This is a genomic window from Nocardioides soli, from assembly GCF_014191495.1.
Lineage (GTDB): Bacteria > Actinomycetota > Actinomycetes > Propionibacteriales > Nocardioidaceae > Nocardioides > Nocardioides soli.
In genome coordinates this window covers 290,692-314,018 of sequence record NZ_JACHWR010000001.1, presented here as the reverse complement: position 1 = coordinate 314,018, position 23,327 = coordinate 290,692, and the positions used below count along the sequence as shown (strand labels likewise).

21 protein-coding genes are annotated in these 23,327 nt (G+C 72.7%); 15 read left to right on the top strand and 6 right to left on the bottom strand.

Annotated features, from left to right (window positions below; all coding sequences use genetic code 11):
• Positions 1–12: 12 nt before the first annotated feature.
• Positions 13–1,332, bottom strand: a complete 1,320-nt coding sequence (gene gabT, locus FHU40_RS01500; protein ID WP_183590528.1) for a 4-aminobutyrate--2-oxoglutarate transaminase — start codon at positions 1,330–1,332, stop codon at positions 13–15.
• Between the two features lie 30 nt (positions 1,333–1,362).
• Between gabT and FHU40_RS01495 the strand changes: the two genes are divergently transcribed.
• The 5 genes from FHU40_RS01495 to FHU40_RS01475 all read left to right on the top strand — a co-directional run bounded on the left by FHU40_RS01495 (position 1,363) and on the right by FHU40_RS01475 (position 7,822).
• Complete coding sequence (locus tag FHU40_RS01495; protein ID WP_183590527.1) at positions 1,363–2,448, top strand: 1-deoxy-D-xylulose-5-phosphate reductoisomerase; 1,086 nt, start codon at positions 1,363–1,365, stop codon at positions 2,446–2,448.
• Positions 2,449–2,477: 29 nt separating this feature from the next.
• The gene (locus FHU40_RS01490) at positions 2,478–3,833 is read left to right on the top strand and encodes a M50 family metallopeptidase (protein WP_286674371.1); all 1,356 of its coding nucleotides are present in this window, start codon (positions 2,478–2,480) and stop codon (positions 3,831–3,833) included.
• 21 nt (positions 3,834–3,854) lie between these two features.
• The gene (gene ispG, locus FHU40_RS01485; RefSeq protein WP_183590526.1) at positions 3,855–5,006 is read left to right on the top strand and encodes a flavodoxin-dependent (E)-4-hydroxy-3-methylbut-2-enyl-diphosphate synthase; all 1,152 of its coding nucleotides are present in this window, start codon (positions 3,855–3,857) and stop codon (positions 5,004–5,006) included.
• A gap of 119 nt (positions 5,007–5,125) precedes the next feature.
• Complete coding sequence (locus FHU40_RS01480; protein WP_183590525.1) at positions 5,126–5,974, top strand: GNAT family N-acetyltransferase; 849 nt, start codon at positions 5,126–5,128, stop codon at positions 5,972–5,974.
• A 66-nt stretch (positions 5,975–6,040) separates the two neighbouring features.
• Positions 6,041–7,822 (top strand): proline--tRNA ligase, encoded by a 1,782-nt coding sequence (locus FHU40_RS01475; protein ID WP_183590524.1) that lies wholly within the window; start codon positions 6,041–6,043, stop codon positions 7,820–7,822.
• 199 nt (positions 7,823–8,021) lie between these two features.
• On the opposite strand, the gene FHU40_RS29280 is transcribed toward FHU40_RS01475, so the two are convergent.
• Together FHU40_RS29280 and FHU40_RS29275 are read right to left on the bottom strand one after the other, a co-directional pair.
• A complete protein-coding gene (locus FHU40_RS29280; RefSeq protein ID WP_183590523.1) occupies positions 8,022–8,456 on the bottom strand; it encodes a ferritin-like domain-containing protein in 435 nt (144 codons plus the stop codon).
• Complete coding sequence (locus tag FHU40_RS29275) at positions 8,453–8,872, bottom strand: hypothetical protein (protein WP_183590522.1); 420 nt, start codon at positions 8,870–8,872, stop codon at positions 8,453–8,455. The genes FHU40_RS29280 and FHU40_RS29275 overlap by 4 nt, the downstream gene beginning before the upstream one ends.
• A gap of 118 nt (positions 8,873–8,990) precedes the next feature.
• Here FHU40_RS29275 and rimP point away from each other — a divergent pair, with 118 nt between their 5' ends.
• The 8 genes from rimP to FHU40_RS01425 all read left to right on the top strand — a co-directional run bounded on the left by rimP (position 8,991) and on the right by FHU40_RS01425 (position 17,295).
• Positions 8,991–9,491, top strand: a complete 501-nt coding sequence (gene rimP / locus FHU40_RS01460) for a ribosome maturation factor RimP (protein WP_183590521.1) — start codon at positions 8,991–8,993, stop codon at positions 9,489–9,491.
• Positions 9,491–10,465, top strand: coding sequence for a transcription termination factor NusA (gene nusA, locus FHU40_RS01455; protein WP_183590520.1), 975 nt, complete (start codon positions 9,491–9,493; stop codon positions 10,463–10,465). Before rimP ends, nusA begins: the two co-directional genes overlap by 1 nt.
• A 131-nt stretch (positions 10,466–10,596) precedes the next feature.
• Positions 10,597–10,974, top strand: a complete 378-nt coding sequence (locus FHU40_RS01450; protein WP_343057663.1) for a YlxR family protein — start codon at positions 10,597–10,599, stop codon at positions 10,972–10,974.
• Between the two features lie 136 nt (positions 10,975–11,110).
• Positions 11,111–13,927: a translation initiation factor IF-2 gene (infB, locus tag FHU40_RS01445; RefSeq protein WP_183590518.1), complete on the top strand. Its 2,817-nt coding sequence runs from the start codon at positions 11,111–11,113 to the stop codon at positions 13,925–13,927.
• Between the two features lie 108 nt (positions 13,928–14,035).
• Entirely contained in the window at positions 14,036–14,530 is a 495-nt protein-coding gene (gene rbfA / locus FHU40_RS01440) for a 30S ribosome-binding factor RbfA (protein WP_183590517.1), read from the top strand.
• A complete protein-coding gene (truB, locus tag FHU40_RS01435) occupies positions 14,523–15,377 on the top strand; it encodes a tRNA pseudouridine(55) synthase TruB (RefSeq protein ID WP_183590516.1) in 855 nt (284 codons plus the stop codon). Before rbfA ends, truB begins: the two co-directional genes overlap by 8 nt.
• Positions 15,378–15,397: 20 nt before the next feature.
• Complete coding sequence (locus tag FHU40_RS01430) at positions 15,398–16,330, top strand: bifunctional riboflavin kinase/FAD synthetase (protein ID WP_183590515.1); 933 nt, start codon at positions 15,398–15,400, stop codon at positions 16,328–16,330.
• Positions 16,327–17,295, top strand: a complete 969-nt coding sequence (locus FHU40_RS01425; protein ID WP_183590514.1) for a hypothetical protein — start codon at positions 16,327–16,329, stop codon at positions 17,293–17,295. The genes FHU40_RS01430 and FHU40_RS01425 overlap by 4 nt, the downstream gene beginning before the upstream one ends.
• Here FHU40_RS01425 and FHU40_RS01420 read toward each other — a convergent pair.
• Complete coding sequence (locus tag FHU40_RS01420) at positions 17,292–17,549, bottom strand: HPr family phosphocarrier protein (protein WP_183590513.1); 258 nt, start codon at positions 17,547–17,549, stop codon at positions 17,292–17,294. The two genes, FHU40_RS01425 and FHU40_RS01420, sit on opposite strands and share 4 nt — an antisense overlap.
• Before the next feature lie 27 nt (positions 17,550–17,576).
• On the opposite strand from FHU40_RS01420, the gene FHU40_RS01415 reads away from it, so the two are divergent.
• Positions 17,577–19,232: a putative PEP-binding protein gene (locus FHU40_RS01415; RefSeq protein WP_183590512.1), complete on the top strand. Its 1,656-nt coding sequence runs from the start codon at positions 17,577–17,579 to the stop codon at positions 19,230–19,232.
• Positions 19,233–19,238: 6 nt separating this feature from the next.
• On the opposite strand, the gene FHU40_RS01410 is transcribed toward FHU40_RS01415, so the two are convergent.
• Both FHU40_RS01410 and FHU40_RS01405 read right to left on the bottom strand, forming a co-directional pair.
• A complete protein-coding gene (locus FHU40_RS01410) occupies positions 19,239–19,835 on the bottom strand; it encodes a LuxR C-terminal-related transcriptional regulator (protein ID WP_183592138.1) in 597 nt (198 codons plus the stop codon).
• Positions 19,832–20,992 carry a sensor domain-containing protein gene (locus FHU40_RS01405; protein ID WP_221199481.1) on the bottom strand — a complete coding sequence of 387 codons (1,161 nt, stop codon included), beginning with the start codon at positions 20,990–20,992 and terminating at the stop codon, positions 19,832–19,834. The genes FHU40_RS01410 and FHU40_RS01405 overlap by 4 nt, the downstream gene beginning before the upstream one ends.
• 175 nt (positions 20,993–21,167) lie before the next feature.
• Between FHU40_RS01405 and FHU40_RS01400 the strand changes: the two genes are divergently transcribed.
• Positions 21,168–23,327 (top strand): MMPL family transporter, encoded by a 2,160-nt coding sequence (locus FHU40_RS01400; RefSeq protein ID WP_183590510.1) that lies wholly within the window; start codon positions 21,168–21,170, stop codon positions 23,325–23,327.

The following is a 23,327-nucleotide window of genomic DNA, read 5'->3' as shown; positions in this document are numbered from 1 at the left end:
GGCGGGTCGGCGTCACCGGGTCGCGGCGAATGCCTCCGCGACGACGTCGAAGCCCTCCGTGAGGAGCGCGTCGCCGATGGAGAGCGGCGGCAGGAACCGGAAGACGTTGCCCCAGGTGCCGCAGGTGAGCGTGACGACGCCGTGCCGGTGGCAGTACGCCGCGACGGCCGCGATCCGTGCCGGGTCGGGCTCGGTGGTGCCGGGCCGGCACAGCTCGATCGCCATCATCGCGCCGCGACCGCGCACGTCGGCGATCACGTCGTGCTCGGCGCGCAGCGCGCCGAGCCGGGTCTCCATGAGCGCCTCGATCTCGCGGGCCCGGGAGACGAGGTCGTGGGTGCGCATCTCCTCGATCGCGCCGAGCGCCGCCGCGCAGGCGATCGGGTTGCCGCCGTACGTGCCGCCGAGGCCGCCGACGTGGACGGCGTCCATCAGCTCGGCGCGGCCGGTGACGCCGGCGAGAGGGAGGCCGCCGGCGATGCCCTTCGCGGTCGTGACGAGGTCGGGCACCACGCCTTCGTGGTCGCAGGCGAACCAGTCGCCGGTGCGGCAGAAGCCCGACTGGATCTCGTCGGCGATGAAGACGATGCCGTGCTCCTGCGACCAGGCGGCGAGCGCGGGGAGGAACCCCGGCGCCGGCACGACGAAGCCGCCCTCGCCCTGGATCGGCTCGATCACCACGCAGGCGAGGTTGGCCGCGCCGACCTGCTTGTCGAGCACGTCGATCGCGCGGGCCGCGGCCTCCTCGCCGGAGAGCCCGTCGCGCAGGGGATAGGACATCGGCGCCCGGTAGACCTCGCTGGCGAACGGGCCGAAGCCGTTCTTGTACGGCATGTTCTTCGCGGTCATCGCCATCGTGAGGTTGGTGCGGCCGTGGTAGGCGTGGTCGAAGACGGCCACGGCGTCGCGGCCGGTCGCGACCCGCGCGATCTTCACGGCGTTCTCGACGGCCTCGGCGCCGGAGTTGAACAGCGCGGACTTCTTGGCGTGGACGCCGGGCGTCAGCTCCGCCAGCGCGGCGCACACGTCGACGTAGCCGTCGTAGGGCGTGATCATGAAGCAGGTGTGCGTGAACGCCGCGACCTGCTCCTGCACGCGTCGGACCACCCCGGGCGCGGCGTTGCCGACCGTGGTGACCGCGATGCCGGAGCCGAGGTCGATCAGGTGGTTGCCGTCGACGTCGACGAGCACTCCGCCGCCGGCCTCGGCGACGAAGACCGGCAGCGTGGTGCCGACGCCGTCGGCGACGAGCGCCTTCTTGCGCTCCAGCCGCTCGAGTGAGCCCGGGCCGGGGATGGCGGTGACGAGTCGGCGTTCCTGCGCGATGCTCATGCACCGACACTAGTGGGCGAGACTGGACCGGTGAGAGACGTCGTGATCCTCGGCAGCACCGGCTCCATCGGCACCCAGGCCCTCGAGATCGTGCGCGCCAACCCGGACCGGTTCCGGGTCGTGGCGCTCACGGCCGGCGGCTCGCAGCCCGAGCTGTTCGAGCGGCAGGTGGCGGAGTTCGCGCCGGCGTACTCCGGGCTGGGGGAGGACGCGAGCGTCGCGGCCGCGTCGCTGGAGTGCGATGTCGTCCTCAACGGCATCACCGGCGCGGTCGGGCTGCGGCCGACCCTGGCCGCCCTCGACGCCGGCAACACCCTCGCGCTCGCCAACAAGGAGTCGCTGATCGTGGGCGGCCCGCTGGTGCTCGACCGCGCCAGGCCCGGCCAGCTCGTGCCCGTCGACTCCGAGCACAGCGCGCTCGCCCAGTGCCTGCGCGGGGGCTCGCCCGACGAGGTACGCCGGCTGGTGCTGACCGCCAGCGGCGGGCCGTTCCGCGGGCGCTCCCGTGCGGAGCTCGCCGACGTCACTCCCGCGCAGGCGCTGGCGCACCCGACGTGGGACATGGGTCCGGTCGTCACGATCAACTCCGCGACGCTGGTCAACAAGGGCCTGGAGGTCATCGAGGCGCACCTGCTCTTCGGGATCCCGTTCGACCGCATCGAGGTCGTCGTGCACCCGACCAGCGTCGTGCACTCGATGGTCGAGTTCGTCGACGGCTCGACGCTGGTGCAGGCGAGTCCGCCGACGATGCTGATCCCGATCGCGCTCGGCCTGGCCTGGCCCGACCGGGTGCCCGACACGGCGCCGCCGGTCGACTGGACGAGGCCGGAGACGTGGGAGTTCTTCCCGCTCGACGACGAGGCGTTCCCGGCGGTCGCGCTGGCGCGGCAGGCGGGGGAGCGCGGCGGCACCGCCCCGGCCGTCTACAACGCGGCCAACGAGGAGTGCGTCGACGCCTTCCGGTCCGGTCGGCTCGGATTCACCGGGATCGTCCCCACGGTTCAGGAAGTTCTCAGCCGGCACGTCGTACCCTCTGAGGTGGGCATCGAGGACGTCCTCGCTGCCGACGCCTGGGCCCGCGACGCGGCCCGCCAGCTGATCGAGGGCCGGACATGAGTGAGGCCGTACATGAGTGAGGATGGGCAGTGAGCGCTCTGTTCTACCTGCTCGGGGTGGTGATCTTCGCGACCGCCATCATGGCCTCGATCGCCCTCCACGAGCTCGGCCACATGATCCCGGCCAAGAAGTTCGGCGGGAAGGTCACCCAGTACTTCATCGGCTTCGGGCCCACCGTCTGGAGCAAGCAGGTCGGGGAGACCGAGTACGGCGTGAAGGCGATCCCGCTCGGCGGCTTCGTCAAGATCGTCGGGATGCTGCCGCCCGGTGCGGTGGAACTCGCCGACGACGTCACGGTCGACGCCCAGGGCAACCAGGTCGTGCGCGTGCGCAAGTCCAACACCGGCATGTTCACCCAGCTGATCTCGGACGCGCGGGCGGCCGAGTGGGAGACGATCCGGCCGGAGGACTCCGACCGGCTCTTCTACAAGATGGCGTGGTGGAAGAAGGTCATCGTGATGGCCGGCGGGCCCACGGTGAACATCCTGATCGCCTTCTTCATCTTCGCCGGGGTCTTCGCGACGTACGGCAACCTGAGCGATCCCAAGCCCTACAGTCCGGTCGTCAGCACGGTGGTCGACTGCGTGCTGCCCGCCTCGGAGGGTGACCGCGCCTGCAGTCCGACCGATCCGGTCGCGCCGGCGAAGGCCGCCGGGATCGAGGTCGGCGACCGGATCGTGTCGTTCAACGGTGTGCCGTTCACGAGCTGGGAGGCGCTCCAGAAGGAGATCCGCGCCAACGACGACGGCGCCGCCACGATCGTGGTCGAGCGCGACGGTCGGCAGCTCACGCTCAGCACGAACACGACCGTGACCGCCCGACCCACGTCGACCACCGATGCCGACCTCACCCAGGTCGGCTTCCTCGGGGTGAGCCCGACGCTGGGCGGCCTCAACACGGGCGGGCCGATCTACACCGTCGACCAGATGGGCCGGATGACCAAGGACACGGTCGTCGCCCTCGGCACCCTCCCGGTGAAGGTGTGGGACGTCGCCGAGGCGATCGTCGGCATCCAGGAGCGCGACCCCAACGGCCCCGTGAGCATCGTCGGGGGCGGCCGGATCGCGGGCGAGACCGTGTCGGAGGAGGCGTTCCCGGTCAAGGAGAAGGCCGTCTTCCTGCTGATGCTGATCGCGGGCTTCAACTTCTTCATCGGCATGTTCAACTTCATCCCGCTGCTGCCGCTCGACGGCGGCCACATCGCGGGCGCGCTCTGGGAGGCGATCCGCCGCGGGATGGCCCGGCTGCGCGGCCGCCCCGATCCCGGGTACGTCGATGTCGCGCGGCTGTTGCCGATCGCCTACTGCGTGGCCAGCGTGCTGCTGGTCATGGGTGCGGTGCTGATCGTCGGGGACCTGGTCGTCCCCGTTCGGATCGCGTCCTGACCGGGACCTAGGATCGGGACCATGACCGAGATCAGCCTGGGCATGCCCGCGGCGCCGCCGCCGGTGCTCGCGCCCCGCCGCAAGACCCGCCAGATCCAGGTGGGCAAGGTCGGCGTCGGCAGTGACCACCCGATCTCCGTGCAGTCGATGACCACGACCGTCACCGCCGACGTCAACCGGACCCTCCAGCAGATCGCGGAGCTCACGGCGTCCGGCTGCGACATCGTGCGGGTGGCCTGCCCGAGCCAGGACGACGCCGAGGCGCTCCCGGAGATCGCCCAGCACTCGCAGATCCCGGTCATCGCCGACATCCACTTCCAGCCGAAGTACGTCTTCGCCGCGATCGACGCCGGCTGCGCGGCCGTCCGCGTCAACCCCGGCAATATCAAGAGGTTCGACGACCAGGTCAAGGAGATCGCCCGCGCCGCGAAGGACCGCGGTACGTCGATCCGGATCGGCGTCAACGCCGGTTCGCTCGACAAGCGGCTGCTCGAGAAGTACGGCAAGGCCACGCCGGAGGCACTCGTCGAGTCGGCGGTGTGGGAGGCGAGCCTCTTCGAGGAGCACGACTTCCACGACTTCAAGATCTCGGTGAAGCACAACGACCCGGTCGTGATGGTGCGCGCCTACGAGATGCTGGCCGAGCGCGGGGACTGGCCGCTGCACCTCGGGGTGACCGAGGCCGGCCCGGCGTTCCAGGGCACGATCAAGTCGGCGACGGCGTTCGGGGCGCTGCTCTCGCGGGGCATCGGCGACACCATCCGCGTCTCGCTGTCCGCGCCGCCGGTCGAGGAGGTCAAGGTCGGGCTCCAGATCCTGGAGTCGCTGAACCTGCGGCCCCGTCGGCTCGAGATCGTCTCGTGCCCGTCCTGCGGACGCGCCCAGGTCGACGTCTACAAGCTCGCCGACGAGGTGACCGCCGGCCTGGAGGGCATGGAGGTCCCGCTGCGGGTCGCGGTCATGGGCTGCGTCGTCAACGGCCCTGGCGAGGCCCGTGAGGCCGACCTCGGCGTCGCCTCCGGCAACGGCAAGGGGCAGATCTTCGTCAAGGGCGAGGTCATCAAGACCGTGCCCGAGTCGCAGATCGTGGAGACCCTCATCGAAGAGGCGATGCGGATCGCCGAGGGCATGGAGTCGGTCGACGGCGCCTCGGCCAGCGTCACGGTCTCGTGATGTCCCTGCTGCTGCCGCTGGTGCTCCTGGTCGCGGCAGCGGTCCTCGTGGTCGTGGGCTTCGTCGTGCTCGCTCGGCATCGCTCCGGGCGTTCCCGGTCTGGGTACTAGGCTGCCGCCGTGCTCACGACCCGCCACGGCGTCCGGCCGCTCGGTGCCCCCGATCTGGACGCCTTCCTGGCGCTCGCCCGCCGCGAGCCGGTCGTGAACGTCTTCGCCGACTACCGCGCGACCACCACGAACCTCGAGCCGCGCTGGCTCGGCGGCGAGATGTGGGGCCGGTTCGTCGCGGGCGAGCTCACCGCGGCCTGCCACGTCGGCGCCAACCTGGTGCCGATCTGCGCCACCGCCGACGACGCCGCGGCGTTCGCCGAGCGCGCCCTCGCCCGCGGCCGCACGGTGTCGACGATCGTCGGTCCGCAGGAGCCGGTCCGGGCGTTCTGGAACGGCGTCGCCAGCAGCTGGGGCCGGCCCCGGGAGGCCCGGTGGGACCAGCCGCACCTCGAGATCTCGACGCCGCCGCACGCGCCGATCGACCCGTACGTCCGGCGGACCACCAAGTCCGACATGGAGCAGCTCTACCCGGCCTGCGTCGCCATGTACACCGAGGAGGTGGGCGTCTCCCCGGAGTGGGGCGGCGGCACCGAGCTCTACCGGGCCCGGGTCGCGCAGCTGGTGAGCCGCGGCTGGTCCTACGCCCGCTTCGACGACTCCGGCCGGCTGGTGTTCAAGGCCGAGGTCGCCTGCGCGACGCCGTACGCCGCGCAGGTCCAGGGCGTCTTCGTGCCGCCCGAGTTCCGCGGCCGTGGACTGGCGACCGCCGGCATGGCGGCCGTCGTCGAGCTGGTCCGCCGCGAGATCGCGCCGGTGGTCTCGCTCTACGTCAACGAGTGGAACTCCCCGGCGCGCGCCGTCTACGAGAAGGTCGGCTTCCGCGAGACCGCGCGCTTCGCGACCGTGATGTTCTGAGCCGGCCCCGGGGCACCGGCCTTACTGGTTCGCTGCCCGTGGACCCCCACAAGTAGCCTTCTCGCCATGATCATGCGGATGTCGAGCCTGTTCGTGCGGACCCTGCGGGAGGACCCGGCGGACGCCGAGGTGCCGTCGCACCGGCTGCTCGTCCGCGCCGGCTACATCCGCCGTGCGGCGCCCGGCATCTACACCTGGCTGCCGCTGGGGCTGAAGGTGCTGCGCCGCATCGAGAACATCATCCGCGAGGAGATGGACTCCATCGGCGGCCAGGAGCTCAGCTTCCCCGCGCTGCTGCCGCGCGAGCCCTACGAGGCGACCAACCGGTGGACGGAGTACGGCGACAACATCTTCCGCCTCCACGACCGCAAGGGCGCCGACTACCTGCTGGGCCCGACCCACGAGGAGATGTTCACCCTCGTGGTCAAGGACCTCTACAGCTCCTACAAGGACCTGCCGCTGGTCATCTACCAGATCCAGACCAAGTACCGCGACGAGGCGCGGCCGCGGGCCGGCCTGCTGCGCGGCCGCGAGTTCGTGATGAAGGACTCCTACTCGTTCGACATCGACGACGCGGGCCTCGACGCGAGCTACCAGAAGCACCGCGACGCCTACATCCGGATCTTCGACCGGCTCGGCTTCGAGTACGTCATCGTCAAGGCGACCTCCGGCGCCATGGGTGGGTCGAAGTCCGAGGAGTTCCTGGCCCGGGCCGAGGTCGGCGAGGACACCTACGTCCGCTGCACGAAGTGCGACTACGCCGCGAACGTCGAGGCCGTGCAGGTGGCGCCGCCGCGGCCGGTGCCGTACGACGGCCTGCCCGCCGCCCACGCGGAGCAGACGCCCGACACGCCGACCATCCAGACCCTGGTCGACCACCTCAACGACGCGTTCCCGCGCGCCGACCGCCCGTGGACCGCCGGCGACACGCTGAAGAACGTCCTGATCGTCCTCAAGCACCCGGACGGTACCCGCGAGCCGATCGCGATCGGCGTTCCCGGCGACCGCGAGGTCGACCAGAAGCGCCTCGAGGGCCAGCTGGAGCCGATCGAGGTCGAGCCGTTCGACGAAACGGAGTTCAAGAGTCACCCGAGCCTGGTCAAGGGCTACATCGGCCCCGGGGCGCTGGGGGAGAAGGGCGAGTCGGGCATCCGCTACCTGGTCGACCCCCGCGTGGTCGCGGGCACCAGCTGGGTGACCGGGGCGAACGTCGACGGCAGCCACGTCCTCGACCTGGTCGTCGGCCGCGACTTCACCCCCGACGGCACGATCGAGGCCGCCGAGGTGCGCGACGGCGACCCGTGCCCCGTCTGTGGGGTCGAGGGGGGCGCCGGCGGCACCCTCGAGACCGCCCGCGGCATCGAGATGGGCCACATCTTCCAGCTCGGCCGCAAGTACGCCGACGCGCTCGATCTCAAGGTGCTCGACGAGTCCGGCAAGCTGGTCACGGTCACGATGGGCTCCTACGGCATCGGACCCTCGCGTGCGGTGGCCGCGATCGCCGAGGGGACCCTCGACGACCTCGGGCTGTCGTGGCCGCGGGAGGTCGCGCCCGCCGACGTGCACCTGGTGGCCACCGGCAGGGACGAGCAGGTCTACGCGGCCGCCGAGCGGATCGCCCACGAGCTCGCCTCGCGCGGCGTCGAGGTGCTGTACGACGACCGCCCGAAGGTCAGCCCCGGCGTGAAGTTCAAGGACGCCGAGCTGATCGGCGTCCCGACGATCGTGATCGTCGGGAAGGGCCTCGCCGACGGCACCATCGAGGTCAAGGACCGCGCCACCGGTGCCCGTGAGGACGTCGCCGCGGACCACGTGGTCGACCACCTGGTCCGCCTCGTCAAGGCCTGAGCGGCACGGGCCGACCGCGCGGAGTTCCGTCCGGGCGTGGCCGCGCCCGGACGGGATCTGCACGTTTGTGCAATGCACAAACGTGAGGTTGGCGGGCTATCGCGCCTTCGGGGCGCTCTGTTGCATGCTTTTGCAAGAGCGAGGAGCCGCCAGTCCCCCCACATCCCGGCGGTGCCTCGCTCGCGGGCCAGTCCAGGCCTCAGCGGTCCGCGTGCTCGCCGGCTCCGGGGAACATCTCGGGAGTTCCCCGGAAGGCGAGTTCGCGGACCGCTGTCTCGTTCAGCGCCCGGATCGCCCAGCGCCGCGTCTCGTCGACGGCGTTCGCGACCAGCCAGGCGTACGTCGTGGCGCACGCCCGCTCCGTCTCCCGCGCCACCCGCGCGATCCGCTCGGCGCGCTCGAGGTCCGCCGGCACGACGTACGCCGGCTCGGCCGCGACCGGCTCGGCGCCCGCGTCGACGAGCCAGCCGGTCAGCTGATCCCGTCGCCCCCGGTGCGCGGCGTACGCCGCCGAGACCGCGGCGTAGAGGACCGGCATCGCGCTGCGCGAGGTGCGCCCGCCGAGCACGCCGAAGACGTAGACGGCGGCATGCTCCGCAGCGAGCGTGGTCTGGAGGGCGTCGACGTCGCTCACGTCGCCTCCGACGGCAGTGCGGCGAGGTGCTGGGAGACCGACGCCGACATCGACGCCAGCAGCCGGGCGAGCGGGCCGCTCTCGGCGCGCACCGCGGCGTCCTCCAAGAACTCCTGCAGGTCGCGCTCGGCCCGGCGCAGCTGCCGGCGCGAGGCGGCCGCGGCGACCGGCGCCTCGGCCTCGAGCGCGGCCAGGTGCGCGGCGTGCATCGCGGTCAGCTGCGGCACCCGTCCGGACTTCGCGGCGGTCGCCGTGATCCGGGCGACCACCTCGTCGACGAGGGCCTCGTCGGGGTCTCCCCCGGCGGCGGGGCGCAGTGGTGCCGGGGCGTCCTGACCGCAGCCGGAGACCCCGAGCAGACCGCCCGCGCCGACGGCCAGCGCGGCGCGGCGGGAGAGGCGGGACGCTGCGGGCACGGCGCCGACCCTAACCCCTCTGGCCGCCGTGATGCCGTCGTGATGCCGCCGTGCCGCCGCCGTGCCCCGGAGCGGCTATGGTTGACGATCAACAACAGCACAAGGAGGTCGCCCACCCGTGAGCAGCGCCAACCAGGACGCCACCAGGGAGCGGATCGAGGCCGAGCTCGACGACCCCCTGCGTGCCCTGGGCCTCGACATCGAGGCCGTCGAGATCACTCCGGCCGGTAAGCGCCGGATCCTGCGGGTCGCCGTCGACAAGGACGGCGGGGTGACCCTCGACGAGGTCGCCGAGGCCACCCGCGAGGTCAACCGGGTGCTCGACGAGTCCGACGTGATGGGGGAGCACCCCTACACGCTCGAGGTCACCTCGCGCGGTGTCGACCGCCCGCTCACGCTCCCGCGCCACTGGCGGCGCAACGCCGGCCGCCTGGTCAAGGTGACCGGCGCCGACGGGAGCACCGTCACCGGGCGGATCCTCGAGTCGACCGACGACGCCGCCACGCTCGAGGTCGACGGCGCGCGGCAGCAGGTCGCGTACGCCGAGGTGAAGAAGGCGCTGGTGCAAGTGGAGTTCAACCGCCGCGGCGACGAGGGTGACGGGGGCGAGGAGGCCTGATGGACATCGACATGAGCATCCTGCGCATGCTCGAGCGGGAGAAGGAGATCTCGTTCGACGTGCTGGTGGAGGCCATCGAGCAGGCACTGCTCACGGCGTACCACAAGACCCCGGGCGCGCAGGAGCGGGCCCGCGTCGACCTGGACCGCAAGTCCGGGCACGTCACCGTGCTCGCCAGCGAGCTCGACGACGAGGGCAACGTGGTCGGGGAGTACGACGACACCCCCGAGGGCTTCGGCCGGATCGCCGCGACGACCGCCAAGCAGATCATGCTGCAGCGGCTGCGCGACGCCGAGGACGACATCCGGTTCGGTGAGTTCTCCGGCCGCGAGGGCGACGTCATCTCGGGGATCATCCAGCAGGGCCGCAACCCGGACGACGTGATGGTCGACCTCGGCAAGCTCGAGGCGCTGCTGCCGGTCGGCGAGCGGGTCCCGGGCGAGCGTTACGACCACGGCACCCGCATCAAGTGCCTGGTCGTGTCGGTGCGCAAGGGCATGCGTGGGCCGCAGGTCACCCTGTCCCGCTCGCACCCGAACCTGGTGAAGAAGCTGTTCGCACTCGAGGTCCCCGAGATCGCCGACGGCACCGTCGAGATCGCGGCGATCGCCCGCGAGGCCGGCCACCGCACCAAGATCGCGGTGCGCTCGACCGCCCCCGGCGTCAACGCCAAGGGCGCCTGCATCGGGCCGATGGGCTCGCGGGTGCGCAACGTGATGTCGGAGCTGCACGGCGAGAAGATCGACATCGTCGACTGGTCCGACGAGCCGGCCCAGTTGGTCGCCAACGCGCTCTCGCCCGCCCGGGTCACCTCGGTCGAGGTGATCGACGCCGAGGCCCGCTCCGCGCGGGTCGTGGTGCCCGACTTCCAGCTCTCGCTGGCGATTGGCAAGGAGGGCCAGAACGCCCGCCTCGCCGCCCGCCTCACCGGCTGGCGCATCGACATCCGCAGCGACGAGGCAGCCGACGCGTAGCGGCGGCTGACGAGGCGCTGCCGATGTCGATAGCAGCCGAGTCGGCGCCAGATTTCCGCTCGCCCGCAGGGCCCGCGTGAAATCTGGCGCCGACTCGGCGTAGGTCGCCCCAGTTCGAAATCGAGGGGCTCGTGGGGGTAGGGTTGTCGTCAGTGGCGCGTGAACACTTCTCTGCAGCATGCCCGGATCTCCCGGCCCCCTCCGCTGAACCCGGGGGCCCGGTTCGGACGTGTGTGGGGTGCCGGGAGCGGGCCACGAAGAGCGAGTTGCTGCGGGTGACCGTCGGCTCGGATGCGCACGGCCACCCGGCCGTCGTGCCCGATCCGCAGGGCACCGCACCCGGGCGGGGAGCGCACCTCCACCCCACCCCCGAGTGCTACGAGCTCGCGGTGCGGCGGCGAGCGTTCGCCCGGGCCCTTCGCTTCCTGGGAGACCAGGGGCGAGGCGGGGCGGGGCTGGCCACCGCACCGCTGGGCGAGTACCTCGACTCGCGCGCAGAACCAACCTGACCGTCCGACAGAAACTGGAGCACCTGCTCATGAGCACTCGATGAGTACTTCGCGATGAGCGTGCACACCCACTAACGGTCTCGATCTCCCCCCAGCCGATCTGCGGGAACTCGGGTTCGAGGCCAGAAGGAGAAGCGTGGCTAAGACCCGAGTTCACGAACTCGCCAAGGAGTTCGGAGTCGAGAGCAAGTTCGTTCTCGAGAAGTTCAAGGAGATGGGGGAGTTCGTCAAGTCGGCGAGCTCCACGGTCGAACTTCCCGCTGAGATGCGGTTCCGCAAGGAGTACGGCGACAAGCTGAAGGCCGAGCAGGCCGCGGCTCCCGCCGACGCGGCACCGGCCAAGCCGGCCGCGAAGAAGGCCCCGGCCAAGAAGGCCGCCGAGGCCCCGGTCGTGGAGACCCCGGCCGCCGAGGCTCCCGCCGCCGCGGCGGCACCCGCTGCGCCCGTCGAGGAGCGCGGCGAGGCCGAGGCGGCCCCGGCGAAGAAGGCCGCCCCCAAGCCCGGCCCCCGCCCCGGCCCGAAGGCCGAGGAGCCCCCGGCCCCGCCGCCCGAGCCCGAGCCTGAGCCCGAGGCGCCGGCCGCCGACGCCGCGCCGTCCCCGAAGGCCCCCGCGCCCAAGGCACCGGCGCCGCGTCCGGTCGGCCGCCCCGGTGCGCCGCGTCCGGGCAACAACCCGTTCGCGTCCAGCCAGGGCATGGGCCGCCGTCCGGCGCCGGGCGAGCGCCCGGCTCCGACGACCGGTGGCGGCGACAACCGGCCGCCGCGCCCGCCGGCACCCGGCGGCCGTCCGGGCATGCCGCGTCCCAACCCGGCGATGATGCCCAAGTCCCCGGCCGCGTTCGGCCAGGGCCCGGGTGCCCGTGCCGGCGGTCCCGGTCGCCCCGGTGCCCCCGGCCGCGGTGGCGCGCCGGGTCGCGGTGGCGCCCCCGGTCGTCCCGGTGCCGGTGCCGGCGCGCCGGGTCGTCCCGGTGGCTTCGGCCCCAGCGGCGGTCGTCCCGGTGGCGGTCGTCCCGGTCAGCGCGGCCAGACCCAGGGTGCCTTCGGTCGCCCGGGCGGTCCCTCGCGGCGCGGTCGCAAGTCGAAGCGGGCGCGTCGCCAGGAGTTCGAGGCCATGGAGGCCCCGACGATCGGCGGCGTGCGCGTCCGCAAGGGCAACGGCGAGACCGTCCGCCTGCCGCGGGGCGCCTCGCTGACCGACTTCGCGGAGAAGATCAACGTCGACGCCGCGTCGCTGGTGCAGATGCTGTTCAGCCTCGGCGAGATGGTCACCGCGACCGAGTCGGTCAACGACGAGACCCTCGAGCTGCTCGGTGAGGAGCTCAACTACGTCGTCCAGGTCGTGTCCCCGGAGGACGAGGACCGCGAGCTGCTCGAGTCCTTCGACATCGAGTTCGGCGACGACGAGGACGACGAGGAGGCCGCCGAGGCGCGTCCGCCGGTCGTCACCGTCATGGGCCACGTCGACCACGGAAAGACCCGCCTGCTCGACGCGCTCCGCAGCGCCAACGTCGCCTCGGGCGAGGCCGGTGGCATCACCCAGCACATCGGTGCTTACCAGGTGCACACCGAGGTCGACGGCGAGGACCGCCGCATCACCTTCATCGACACCCCGGGTCACGAGGCGTTCACCGCCATGCGTGCCCGTGGCTCGCAGTCGTCGGACATCGCGATCCTCGTGGTCGCCGCCGACGACGGCGTGATGCCGCAGACCGTCGAGGCGCTCAACCACGCCAAGGCGGCCGGGGTCCCGATCGTGGTCGCGGTCAACAAGATCGACAAGCCCGAGGCCGACCCGACCAAGGTCCGCGGCCAGCTGACCGAGTACGGCCTGGTGCCCGAGGAGTACGGCGGCGACACGATGTTCGTCGACGTCTCGGCCAAGTCCGAGCTCAACCTCGACAAGCTGCTCGAGGCGGTCGTGCTGACGGCCGACGCGTCGCTGGACCTGTCCGCGAACCCCGACCGGGACGCGCAGGGTCTGGTCATCGAGGCGCACCTGGACCGCGGTCGCGGCCCGGTCGCGACCGTCCTGGTCCAGCGCGGCACGCTGCACGTCGGCGACTCGATCGTCGCCGGTCCGGCCCACGGCCGGGTCCGCGCGATGCTCGACGAGTACGGCAACGAGCTCACCGAGGCCGGCCCGTCCCGCCCGGCGATGGTCCTGGGTCTGAGCGCCGTCCCCGGCGCGGGCCAGAACTTCATCGTCGTCGAGGACGACCGGATGGCGCGCCAGATCGCCGAGAAGCGTGAGGCCCGCGAGCGGGCGGCCATGCAGGCCAAGCGCCGCGTGCGTCGTACGCTCGAGGACTTCATGGCCTCCATGGAGAAGGGCGAGAGCCAGGAGCTCAACCTCATCCTCAAGGGCGACGTGTCCGGTTCGGTCGAGGCGCTCGAGGACGCGCTGGCGAAGATCGACGTCGGCGACGAGGTCAGCCTGCGGGTCATCGACCGTGGTGTCGGTGCGATCACCGAGACCAACGTCGACCTGGCCGCCGCCTCCGACGCGATCATCATCGGCTTCAACGTCCGCCCGCAGGGCAAGGCGACGGAGCTGGCCGACCGCGAGGGCGTGGAGATCCGGTACTACACCGTCATCTACCAGGCCATCGAGGAGATCGAGGCCGCGCTCAAGGGCATGCTCAAGCCGGAGTACGAGGAGTCGACCCTGGGCCAGGCGGAGATCCGCGCGATCTTCCGCTCGTCCAAGATCGGCAACATCGCCGGTTGCATGGTCACCAGCGGCGTGATCCGGCGCAACGCCAAGGTCCGCGTCATCCGCGACGGCTCCGTCGTGGCCGACAACCTCGACCTGCAGTCGCTCAAGCGCGAGAAGGATGACGCGTCCGAGGTCCGCGAGGGCTTCGAGTGCGGTCTCGTGCTGCGCAACTTCCAGGACATCAAGGAAGGCGACATTGTCGAGGCCTTCGAGATGCGGGAGATCCCCCGCAGCTGACCCGGCCGAGTCGGCGCCAGTTTCCCCGCCCTGCGCGGAAACTGGCGCCGGCTCGGTGCGTTACGGCGGGAAACTGGCGCCGACTCGACGTTTGAGAGAGTAGGAATCATGAGCAGCCCTCGCGTCCGCAAGATCGCCGATCGGATCCAGGTCATCGTCGCGGAGATGCTGGAGCGCCGGATCAAGGACCCGCGCCTCGGCTTCGTGACCATCACCGACGTCCGCCTGACCGGCGACTCGCAGCAGGCCACGATCTTCTACACCGTCCTGGACTCCACCGGGGACGACGAGGCGGCGCTCGCCGCTACGGCCGCCGCGCTCGAGTCGGCCAAGGGGCTGCTGCGCTCCGAGGTCGCGAAGCAGCTGGGCATGCGGCACGCGCCGTCGCTGACGTTCGTGGCCGACGCCCTGCCCGAGTCCGCTCGGCACCTTGACGAGGTGCTGGCCCGGGCCAGGCAGCAGGACGAGGCCGTGGCGGCGGCGCGCGGCACGGCGTACGCCGGCGAGGCCGACCCCTACAAGAAGCCCTTCGAGACGCCTCGTACCTCGGCTCCTCAGGAACCACCCCGCGAGGCCGAGGACGACGAACTCGACGATGAGTGAGTCCGGGCTGGTCGTCGTCGACAAGGCCGGAGGCATGACGTCGCACGACGTCGTCTCGCGGGTGCGGCGGCTCGCCGGCACCCGGAAGGTCGGCCACGCCGGCACGCTCGACCCGATGGCGACCGGGGTGCTGGTCCTCGGCGTCAACCGGGCGACCCGGCTGCTCGGGCACCTGATGCTGACCGAGAAGGCGTACGACGCGACGATCCGGCTCGGCGTGGCGACGAGCACCGACGACGCCGAGGGGGAGGTCACCGCGACCGTCGCGACCGACGGCCTCGACGAGGTGCAGGTGCGGGCGGCCGCGGCGGAGTTCGTCGGCGACCTGCTGCAGGTGCCGACCACCGTCTCGGCGATCAAGGTCGACGGCAAGCGGGCCTACCAGCGGGCGCGCGACGGCGAGCAGGTCGAGCTGAAGGCGCGGCCGGTCACCGTGCACGAGCTGGTGGTGCACGCGGTGCGGGGCGACGAGCTGGACGTCTCGGTCCGCTGCTCCAGCGGCACCTACATCCGCGCCATCGCCCGCGACCTCGGCGCCCGGCTGGGCGTCGGGGGGCACCTGACGTCGCTGCGGCGTACCGCCGTCGGCCCCTACGCGCTCGCCGACGCCCGCACGCTCGACGAGCTCGGCGACGAGTTCGCGATGATGCCGATCGCGGCCGCCGCCCGCGCGGCGTTCGTGTCGGTCGACCTCGACGAGCGCCAGGCGGGCGACGTGCGGGTCGGCCGGGCGATCGACGTCGACCTGGCGGGGCTCTCGGCGGTGTTCGCGCCGGACGGGGAGTTCCTCGCGCTCTACGAGCCGAAGGACGGTCGGGCCCGGCCCGTCGCGGTGTTCACCGGGTGAGCCCCGATAGTGTTCTCGCCGTGCAGATCTGGCGCTCTCTCGGTGAGGTCCCGGCCGACCTCGGACCGACCGCCGTGGTCATCGGCAACTTCGACGGGGTGCACCTCGGGCACCGGCACGTGCTGGCCCGCGCGCGACAGATCGCCCGGGACCGGTCGCTGCGCGTGGTCGCGGTCACCTTCGACCCGCACCCGATGGCGGTGCTGCGCCCCGAGCACGCTCCGACCACCCTCACGACCGTCGAGGTCCGCGCCGAGCTGCTCGGCGAGGCGGGCGCCGACGACGTGCTGGCCCTGCCCTTCGACCGCGGCGTCGCCGGCTGGTCGCCGGAGGAGTTCATCCAGCGGGTGCTCGTGCAGTCCCTGCGGGCCGCGGCGGTCGTCGTCGGCGCCAACTTCCGCTTCGGCAACCGCGCGTCCGGCGACGTCGCGACGCTGCACGAGGCGGGGGAGCGGCACGGCTTCACGGTCGAGGGCATCCCGCTCGACGGCGGGCCGCAGGTGTGGTCGTCGACGTACGTCCGGATGAGCCTGGCCGCCGGCGACGTCGCGGGGGCAGCCGAGGCGCTCGGGCGGCCGTACGCCGTGCGTGGCGTGGTGATCCGCGGCGACCAGCGCGGTCGCGAGCTGGGGTTCCCCACCGCCAACGTGCCCGCGCCGGCGATGACCGCCGTACCCCCGGACGGTGTCTACGCGGGCCGGCTGCGCCGCCTCGACACCGGCGAGGTGTTCCCGGCCGCGATCAGCGTCGGCACCAACCCGACCTTCGACGGGGTGCGCGACCGGCGGGTCGAGAGCTACGTGCTGGACCGCACCGACCTCGAGCTCTACGGCGTCGAGGTCGAGGTCAGCTTCGTGGATCGGCTGCGCGGCATGGTGGCGTTCGAGTCCGTCGAGTCCCTGATCGAGCAGATGACCGCCGACGTCGACCGGGCCCGCGAGCTACTCGCGTGACCTCGCGGGAGGAGACGCTCGCAGCCACCGACGCGTGGTTCCTCCAGCACGGTCTCTCCTACTTCGTGCCCGAGCGCCGGGCCGACGTGCGCAACGCGCTCCGGCTCAGGCGCACGGTCCCGCTGGTGGTCCTGGTCGCCCTGCTCTCGGCCGGGGCGGGCGGCGTGATCGCGTGGGTCTCGGGCGAGTTCAGCGCGGCGCCGGCGACGCTGGTGGCGCTCGGCGCGCTGGCGGTGCTCTGGTATGCCCTGACCGCGCTGCACGCCCGCCAGATCGTCGCCTGGGGCCTGGGCCGGACCTTCGGCAGCCTGCGCTTCGTGCTGCCGATGACCACGCGGGCGCTGCCGCTGCTGCTGCTCGCGATCACATTCCTCTTCATCAACACCGAGGTATGGCAGGTCGCGGCCAACCTCACCGTCGCGTCGCTGTGGCTGGTGGTCGCGCTCTTCTCGGCGCTGGCGATCGGCTTCCTGCTGGTGCGGCTGCCCGACGAGGTCGACCGCGCCGACGACGCCGTCGACGACGCGCTGCTGGTGCGGGCCTGCCGCGGCACCCCGCTCGAGGAGCCGTGCCGTGAGCTGGTCGGCGACCCGGCGGCCGACCCCGCGGCGTACGCCGAGGTGACCGGCTACGAGCGCTGGAACCTGATCCTCGTGCTGCTCGTCGTGCAGACCGTCCAGGTGCTGCTGCTGTCGCTGACCGTGTTCGCGTTCCTGATGGTCTTCGGGTCGATCATCATGACCGGACCGGTGACCAGCGCCTGGCAGACCGATCCGGAGTTCACCGCCTCTCGCGCGCTCGTGCAGGTGTCGGTGTTCCTGTCGGCGTTCTCCGGGCTCTACCTGATGGTGTCGACGGTGACCGACGAGGCCTACCGCGCGCAGTTCTTCGGCGGCGTCACCCGCGAGCTCGAGCGGGCCGTCGGGATGCGAGCGGTCTATCTCGCCCTGCGCGGGCAGGTCTAGGCGTCGAGGTCCCGCTCGACCAGGGCGACGATCGCGTCGAGCGCGGCCGGGTCGTCGCTCGACACCTCGACCTCGGTGCCCGGGCCGGCGCCGAGCGTCATGATCAGCAGCGAGGAGCGGGCGTCGACCGGCTCCGCGCCGGGCCGGCCGATCCGCACCTCGGCGTCGAGCGCGGCGGCGGCCTCGGCGATCAGCTGCGCGGGCCGCAGGTGCAGGCCCACCCGGGAGCCGACTGCGACGGTCTTGCTGGGCATCGCCGGCCAGTCTGACAGAGTGCGCCTGTGACGGTGCTGGGTGGAACCCCGGTCGTGCCGGGCGTCGGCTACGGACCGGCGTACGTCGTGCCCGCCGGGCCCCGGGCCGCCGAGCCGCACGACGGCCCACACCACGCCGACGCCGAGGCCTCGCTCGCGGCGTACGACCTCGCAGCGCGGGAGGTCGCCGACGGCTACCTGCGTCGCGCGCGGGCGGCGTCGGGGGACGCGGCGGCCGTGCTCACCGCGAGCGCGGGGCTGGCCCGCGACCCGGGCCTGCGCCATGCCGTGGCGCTCGACATCCGCGCCGGTGCCGACCCGGTCGCGGCCGTGCAAGCCGGCGTGGACCGCTTCGTCGCCGTGCTCGCCGACCTGGGCGGGTCGATGGCCGAGCGGGTGAGCGACCTGCGCGACGTCGAGCGGCGGCTGGTCGCCCGGCTGCTCGGCGTCCCCGAGCCCGGCCTCGACCTCCCGGACGGGCCCTCCGTGCTGGTGGTCGACGACCTGGCGCCCGCCGACGCGGCCGGCCTCGACGCGAAGCGAGTGACGGCTCTGGTGCTGCGTCGCGGTGGACCGACCAGCCACACCGCGATCGTCGCCCGCCAGCTCGCGATCCCCTGCGTGGTCGGCGTCGCCGGGGTGGCGGCGGTCGCCGACGGCACCCCGCTGCTCGTCGACGGCGCCGCCGGCACCGTGCAGGTCGCCCCCGACGGCCAGGCCGCGCGGGCCCGGGCCGCCGCCGACGCCGCCCGGCGCGCCGCCGTCGCCGGATGGAGCGGCCCGGGCCGCACCGCCGACGGGCACCCGGTGGAGATCCTCGCCAACGTCGCCGACGGCGCCTCCGCTCGCGCCGCGGCCCGGGCTCCCGTCGAGGGCGTGGGGCTGCTGCGCACCGAGCTCGGCTTCCTCGGTCGCGAGACCGAGCCGACGGTCGCCGAGCAGGCCGCGGCGTACGGCGAGGTGCTCGCGGCGTTCCCCGGCCGGCACGTCGTGCTGCGCACCCTCGACGCCGGCTCGGACAAGCCGTTGGCGTACGCCGGCCCCGGCGGCGAGCACAATCCGGCGCTCGGCGTCCGGGGGCTGCGGCTGAGCTCCGACGACCCCGGCCTGCTCGACCGGCAGCTCGACGCGATCGCGGCGGCCGCCGCCGCGACCGGGGGAGAGGCGTGGGTGATGGCGCCGATGGTCGCGACCGTCGCCGAGGCCGAGGGCTTCGCGGCCCGGGTGCACCGGCGCGGGCTGAAGGCCGGGATCATGGTCGAGGTGCCGAGCGCGGCGCTGCTCGCGCACCGGATGCTCCAGGTCGTCGACTTCCTCTCGATCGGCACCAACGACCTGGCGCAGTACGCCATGGCCGCCGACCGCAGCGCCGCCGACCTCGCCTACCTCACCGACCCGTGGCAGCCGGCGGTGCTCCAGTTCGTCGCGATCACCGCCGACGCCGGTTTGCACGCCCGCAAGCCGGTGGGGGTGTGCGGCGAGGCCGCGGCCGACCCGCTGCTCGCCTGCGTGCTGGTCGGCATGGGCGTCGGCTCCCTGTCGATGGCGGCCGCCGCCGTCCGTCCCGTGGGCGCCCGCCTGTCGACGGTCACCTCGCAGCAGTGCGAGGACGCCGCGGAGGCCGCGCTGTCGGCCGACGACCCGCAGTCGGCCCGAGCCGCGGTGCGCGCGCTGCTGGGCTGACCGTCCTTACAGGCGCAGCCAGGCCAGCACCGCCCGGACCCGGCGGTGGTCGTCGTCGGCGAGCGGCAGGTCGAGCTTCGCGAAGATGCTGTTGATGTGCTTGGCGACGGCCTTCTCGGTCACGTGCAGGTGCGCGGCGATGGCGCCGTTCGAGCGGCCCTCGGCCATCAGCGCGAGCACCTCCCGCTCGCGCGCGGTCAGGCGGTCCAGCGGCTCGTCGCGCCGGCGGGCCATCACCGTCGCCACCACCTCGGGATCGAGGACGGTGCCGCCCGCGGCGACCCGGCGTACGCCGTCGACGAACTCCGCCACGTCGGAGACCCGGTCCTTGAGCAGGTAGCCGACGGCACCGGCGCCGCTGGCCAGCAGCTCGCGGGCGTAGAGCTGCTCGACGTACTGGGAGATCACCATCACCGGGAAGCCGGGGCGGGCCTCGCGCACGGCGATGGCGGCGCGCAGGCCCTCGTCGGTCTGCGTCGGCGGCAGGCGTACGTCGAGGACGGCCGCGTCGGCGTCGGGGTCGCGGAGCGCCTCCTCGAGGGCGGGGGCGTTGTCGACCGCGTGGAGGATCGTGAAGCCGTTGCCCTCGAGCAGCTGGATCATGCCGGCCCGGAGGAGGGCGTGGTCCTCGGCGAGGACGAGCTTGGGTGCGGCATCGGGTCCAGGCTGCACGGAACCTCCAGGGTGACCAGGGTCGGCCCGCCGGTCGGGCTCGACACCGACATCGTGCCGTCGAACGCGGCCAGCCGCCGCATCACGCCCAGCATGCCGGTCCCGGTGGCGGCGTCGGCGCCGCCGCGTCCGTCGTCGCCGACGACCGCGCGCAGCAGGTCGTCGTCGTGGGTGAGCGTGATCCACGCGTGGTGGGCGCCGGCGTGCTTGCCGATGTTGGCCAGGCACTCCGCGACGCCGAAGTAGACCGCCGACTCGACCGGCGCGGGCGGCCGTCCGGGCAGCCGGACGTCGACCTGCACCGGGATCGCCATGTCCAGCGCGATCGCCTGGACGGCGCCGCCGAGGCCGCGGTCGGCGAGCACCGGCGGGTGGATGCCGCGGACGACCGAGCGGAGGTCGCCGATCGCCGCCGTGGTGGTGGCGCGCGCGTCCTGCACGAGCCGGCGTGCCTGCTCCGGGTCGCCGTCGAACGCCGCGTCGGCCATGCCCAGGCTCATCGACAGCGCCACCAGGCGGGCCTGGGCGCCGTCGTGGAGGTCGCGCTCGAGCCGGCGCAGCTCGGCCGCGGAGTGGTCGACGACGTCGGCCCGGCTGTGGGTCAGGTCCTGTACCCGCTGCTCGAGCCGCTCGGTGCGGCTGTAGGCGAGGAAGAGGCGGTCGAAGTGGGCGCGCGCCATCATCAGCGGCGGCGTCGCGAACCACCAGATGAAGCCCGTGACGATCCCGAGCAGCAGGATCACCACGACCAGCGAGACCACGATGCCGACGACCGGGGCGACCAGCACCCAGGCGAGGTCGCGCCAGGTCATCGGGTCGGCCAGCACCACGCGGGCCTTGTCGAAGAAGCCACTGGGCGGCAGCGGGCGGTAGGGGACCGGGATCGGCTCGCCGAGCGTGCGGGCGGCCATCTCGCGGTGCAGGTTCGCGATCCACCGGGTGGCGACCAGGCAGCCGGTGAGGATGCCGAGGCCGATCCAGACCACGACGAGCACGCCGCCGACGATCCAGAGCACGAGCAGCACGATCAGCACGATCGCGAGGAAGAACTGAGCGACGGCGTACCCGGTCAGGCGCAAACGATCCACGTCCCCATCCTCTCGGGCCGGCCCGACCTGTGCAGTGGTGCAGGCACCACCTCGGCCGGGGTCCTGGCGCCCCTGACCTTCCGCACGCGTGGCCCGACGCTGGAAGGGACCGACACACCAGCCATCGAGGACCCGAGGAGAGACGGCCATGGGCAACCCGTTGACAGCAGTACCGATGCGAGCCGCGAGATGGAGCGCGGAGCACCCCTGGCGCGCGATCCTGGCCTGGATCGCCTTCGTCGCGTTCGCCGTCGGGCTCGCCGTCGCGATCCCCACGAACAACACCACCGACGCCGACTACCGGGTCGGCGAGTCGGGCCGCGCGGACGCCATGGTCCACGACGCCGACCTGGTCCAGGCGGACACCGAGAACGTCCTGATCACCGCGCGGTCCGGCTCGCTCGAGTCCAGCGCCGCCGAGTCCGCCGCCGAGGACGTCGTCGCGGCGGCCGGCGAGGCGGACCACGTGGCCGAGGTCGGCGACCCGCAGTGGAACGCCGACCGGAGCGCGCTGCTCGTGCCGATCGAGCTGGCCGGCGACACCGACGAGGTCGACGACCTCCAGCGCGCGGTCGACGGCGTCGCGGCCGAGCACGACGGACTGGACATCCGCCAGGCCGGCGACGTCAGCCTGGACGCGGCGATCAACGAGCGGGTGGGCGACGACCTGAGTGCCGCCGAGACCACGAGCGTCCCGGTGACGCTGGTCCTGATGCTGATCGCCTTCGGCGCGCTCGTCGCGGCCGGCATCCCGGTGCTGCTGGCGGCGTCCAGCGTCGCGGCCACCATCGGACTGATGGCGCCGCTGTCGCACCTGATCCCCTCCGACGACACGACGGCGAGCATGATCGTGCTGATCGGCATGGCCGTCGGCGTCGACTACTCGCTCTTCTACCTCAAGCGCGAGCGCGAGGAGCGCGCGAAGGGGCACCGCACCCTCGACGCCGTCGAGATCGCCGCGCAGACCTCCGGTCACTCGATCCTGGTCTCCGGAGGCGCGGTGATCGCCGCGATGGCCGGGCTGTTCCTGGTGGCGGACCCGACGTTCAACTCCCTGGCGATCGGCTCGATCCTCGTCGTCGCGGTCGCCGTGCTCGGCTCGATCACCGTGCTGCCGGCGCTGCTGGTCAAGCTCGGCCGCTGGTCGGACCGCCCGCGCGTGCCGCTGCTGTGGCGGCTCAACCGGCGTGTCGGCCAGGGCGGCATCAGCCGGCGGCTGCTCGGCCCCGTCGTCCGGCATCCGCTGGTCGCGCTGGTGCTCGCCTCGGGCGTCATCGTCGGCCTGGCGATCCCGGCGCTCGGCATGAAGACCCACTCCGGGACGCTCGACACGCTGCCCACCTCGGTCCCCGCGGTGCAGACGGTCAAGGACATCAGCAAGAGCTTCCCGGCCGACGAGGGCGCCAGCGCGACGGTCGTCGTCCGCGGCGACGCGGGGGAGGGGGCGCAGGTGCAGGCGGCCCTCGAGCGACTGAGCTCCGACGCCGTCGACACCGGCCACTTCGTGGCCTCGGGCCGTGGCGTGCAGACCTCGGACGACGGCACGACGTCGCTGCTCGTGCTCGGCATGCCGTACGACGAGACCGACGAGCGCGTCGACGACGCGCTGCGCGAGCTGCGCGGCGAGCTGGTGCCGGCCGCTCTCGGCGACCTGGCCGACGCGCCGGGGATCGAGCACGCCGTCGGCGGAGGTGCCGCCGCGAGCCTCGACTTCGCCGACAAGCAGAGCGGCCGGCTCGGGCTGGTGATCGGGTTCGTGCTGGTGCTGACGATGCTGATCATGGTCACGACGTTCCGCAGCGTCGCGCTCGCGGGCATCTCGACGGTGCTCAACCTGGCCTCGGTCGGCGCGGCGTTCGGCGTGCTGACGCTGGTCTTCCAGCACGGCTGGTTCAGCGGGTCCCTGGACTTCACCAGCCCGGGCTTCGTGATCGACTGGATCCCGCTCTTCGTGCTGGTCGTGCTGATCGGGCTGTCGATGGACTACCACGTCTTCGTGCTCAGCCGGGTCCGCGAGCACGTCCAGCACGGGCTGCCGACCCGGCTGGCCGTCCAGCGCGGCATCGCGGACACCGCCGGCGTCGTGACCAGCGCCGCGGCCGTGATGGTGTCGGTGTTCGCGATCTTCGCGACCCTGTCGATGCTGGAGATGAAGATGCTGGGCGTCGGTCTCTCCGCCGCGATCCTCCTCGACGCCACCCTGATCCGCCTGGTGATCCTGCCCGCCGTGCTGGTGCTGCTCGGCGACCATGTCTGGTGGCCCTGGCGCCCGTCCCGCCCGCGGGGCGAGCCGGTGGTCGAGCGGGAGCCGGCGTACGCCGTCAGCGCCCGCTGA

Excerpts from the sequence above, each read along its gene's own strand:
- gabT (WP_183590528.1), bottom strand. The coding sequence starts at position 1,332 with ATGAGCATCGCGCAGGAACGCCGACTCGTCACCGCCATCCCCGGCCCG.
- ispG (WP_183590526.1), top strand. The coding sequence starts at position 3,855 with ATGACCGAGATCAGCCTGGGCATGCCCGCGGCGCCGCCGCCGGTGCTC.
- FHU40_RS01475 (WP_183590524.1), top strand. The coding sequence starts at position 6,041 with ATGATCATGCGGATGTCGAGCCTGTTCGTGCGGACCCTGCGGGAGGAC.
- nusA (WP_183590520.1), top strand. The coding sequence starts at position 9,491 with ATGGACATCGACATGAGCATCCTGCGCATGCTCGAGCGGGAGAAGGAG.
- rbfA (WP_183590517.1), top strand. The coding sequence starts at position 14,036 with ATGAGCAGCCCTCGCGTCCGCAAGATCGCCGATCGGATCCAGGTCATC.
- truB (WP_183590516.1), top strand. The coding sequence starts at position 14,523 with ATGAGTGAGTCCGGGCTGGTCGTCGTCGACAAGGCCGGAGGCATGACG.
- FHU40_RS01420 (WP_183590513.1), bottom strand. The coding sequence starts at position 17,549 with ATGCCCAGCAAGACCGTCGCAGTCGGCTCCCGGGTGGGCCTGCACCTG.
- FHU40_RS01410 (WP_183592138.1), bottom strand. The coding sequence starts at position 19,835 with ATGATCCAGCTGCTCGAGGGCAACGGCTTCACGATCCTCCACGCGGTC.
- FHU40_RS01400 (WP_183590510.1), top strand. The coding sequence starts at position 21,168 with ATGCGAGCCGCGAGATGGAGCGCGGAGCACCCCTGGCGCGCGATCCTG.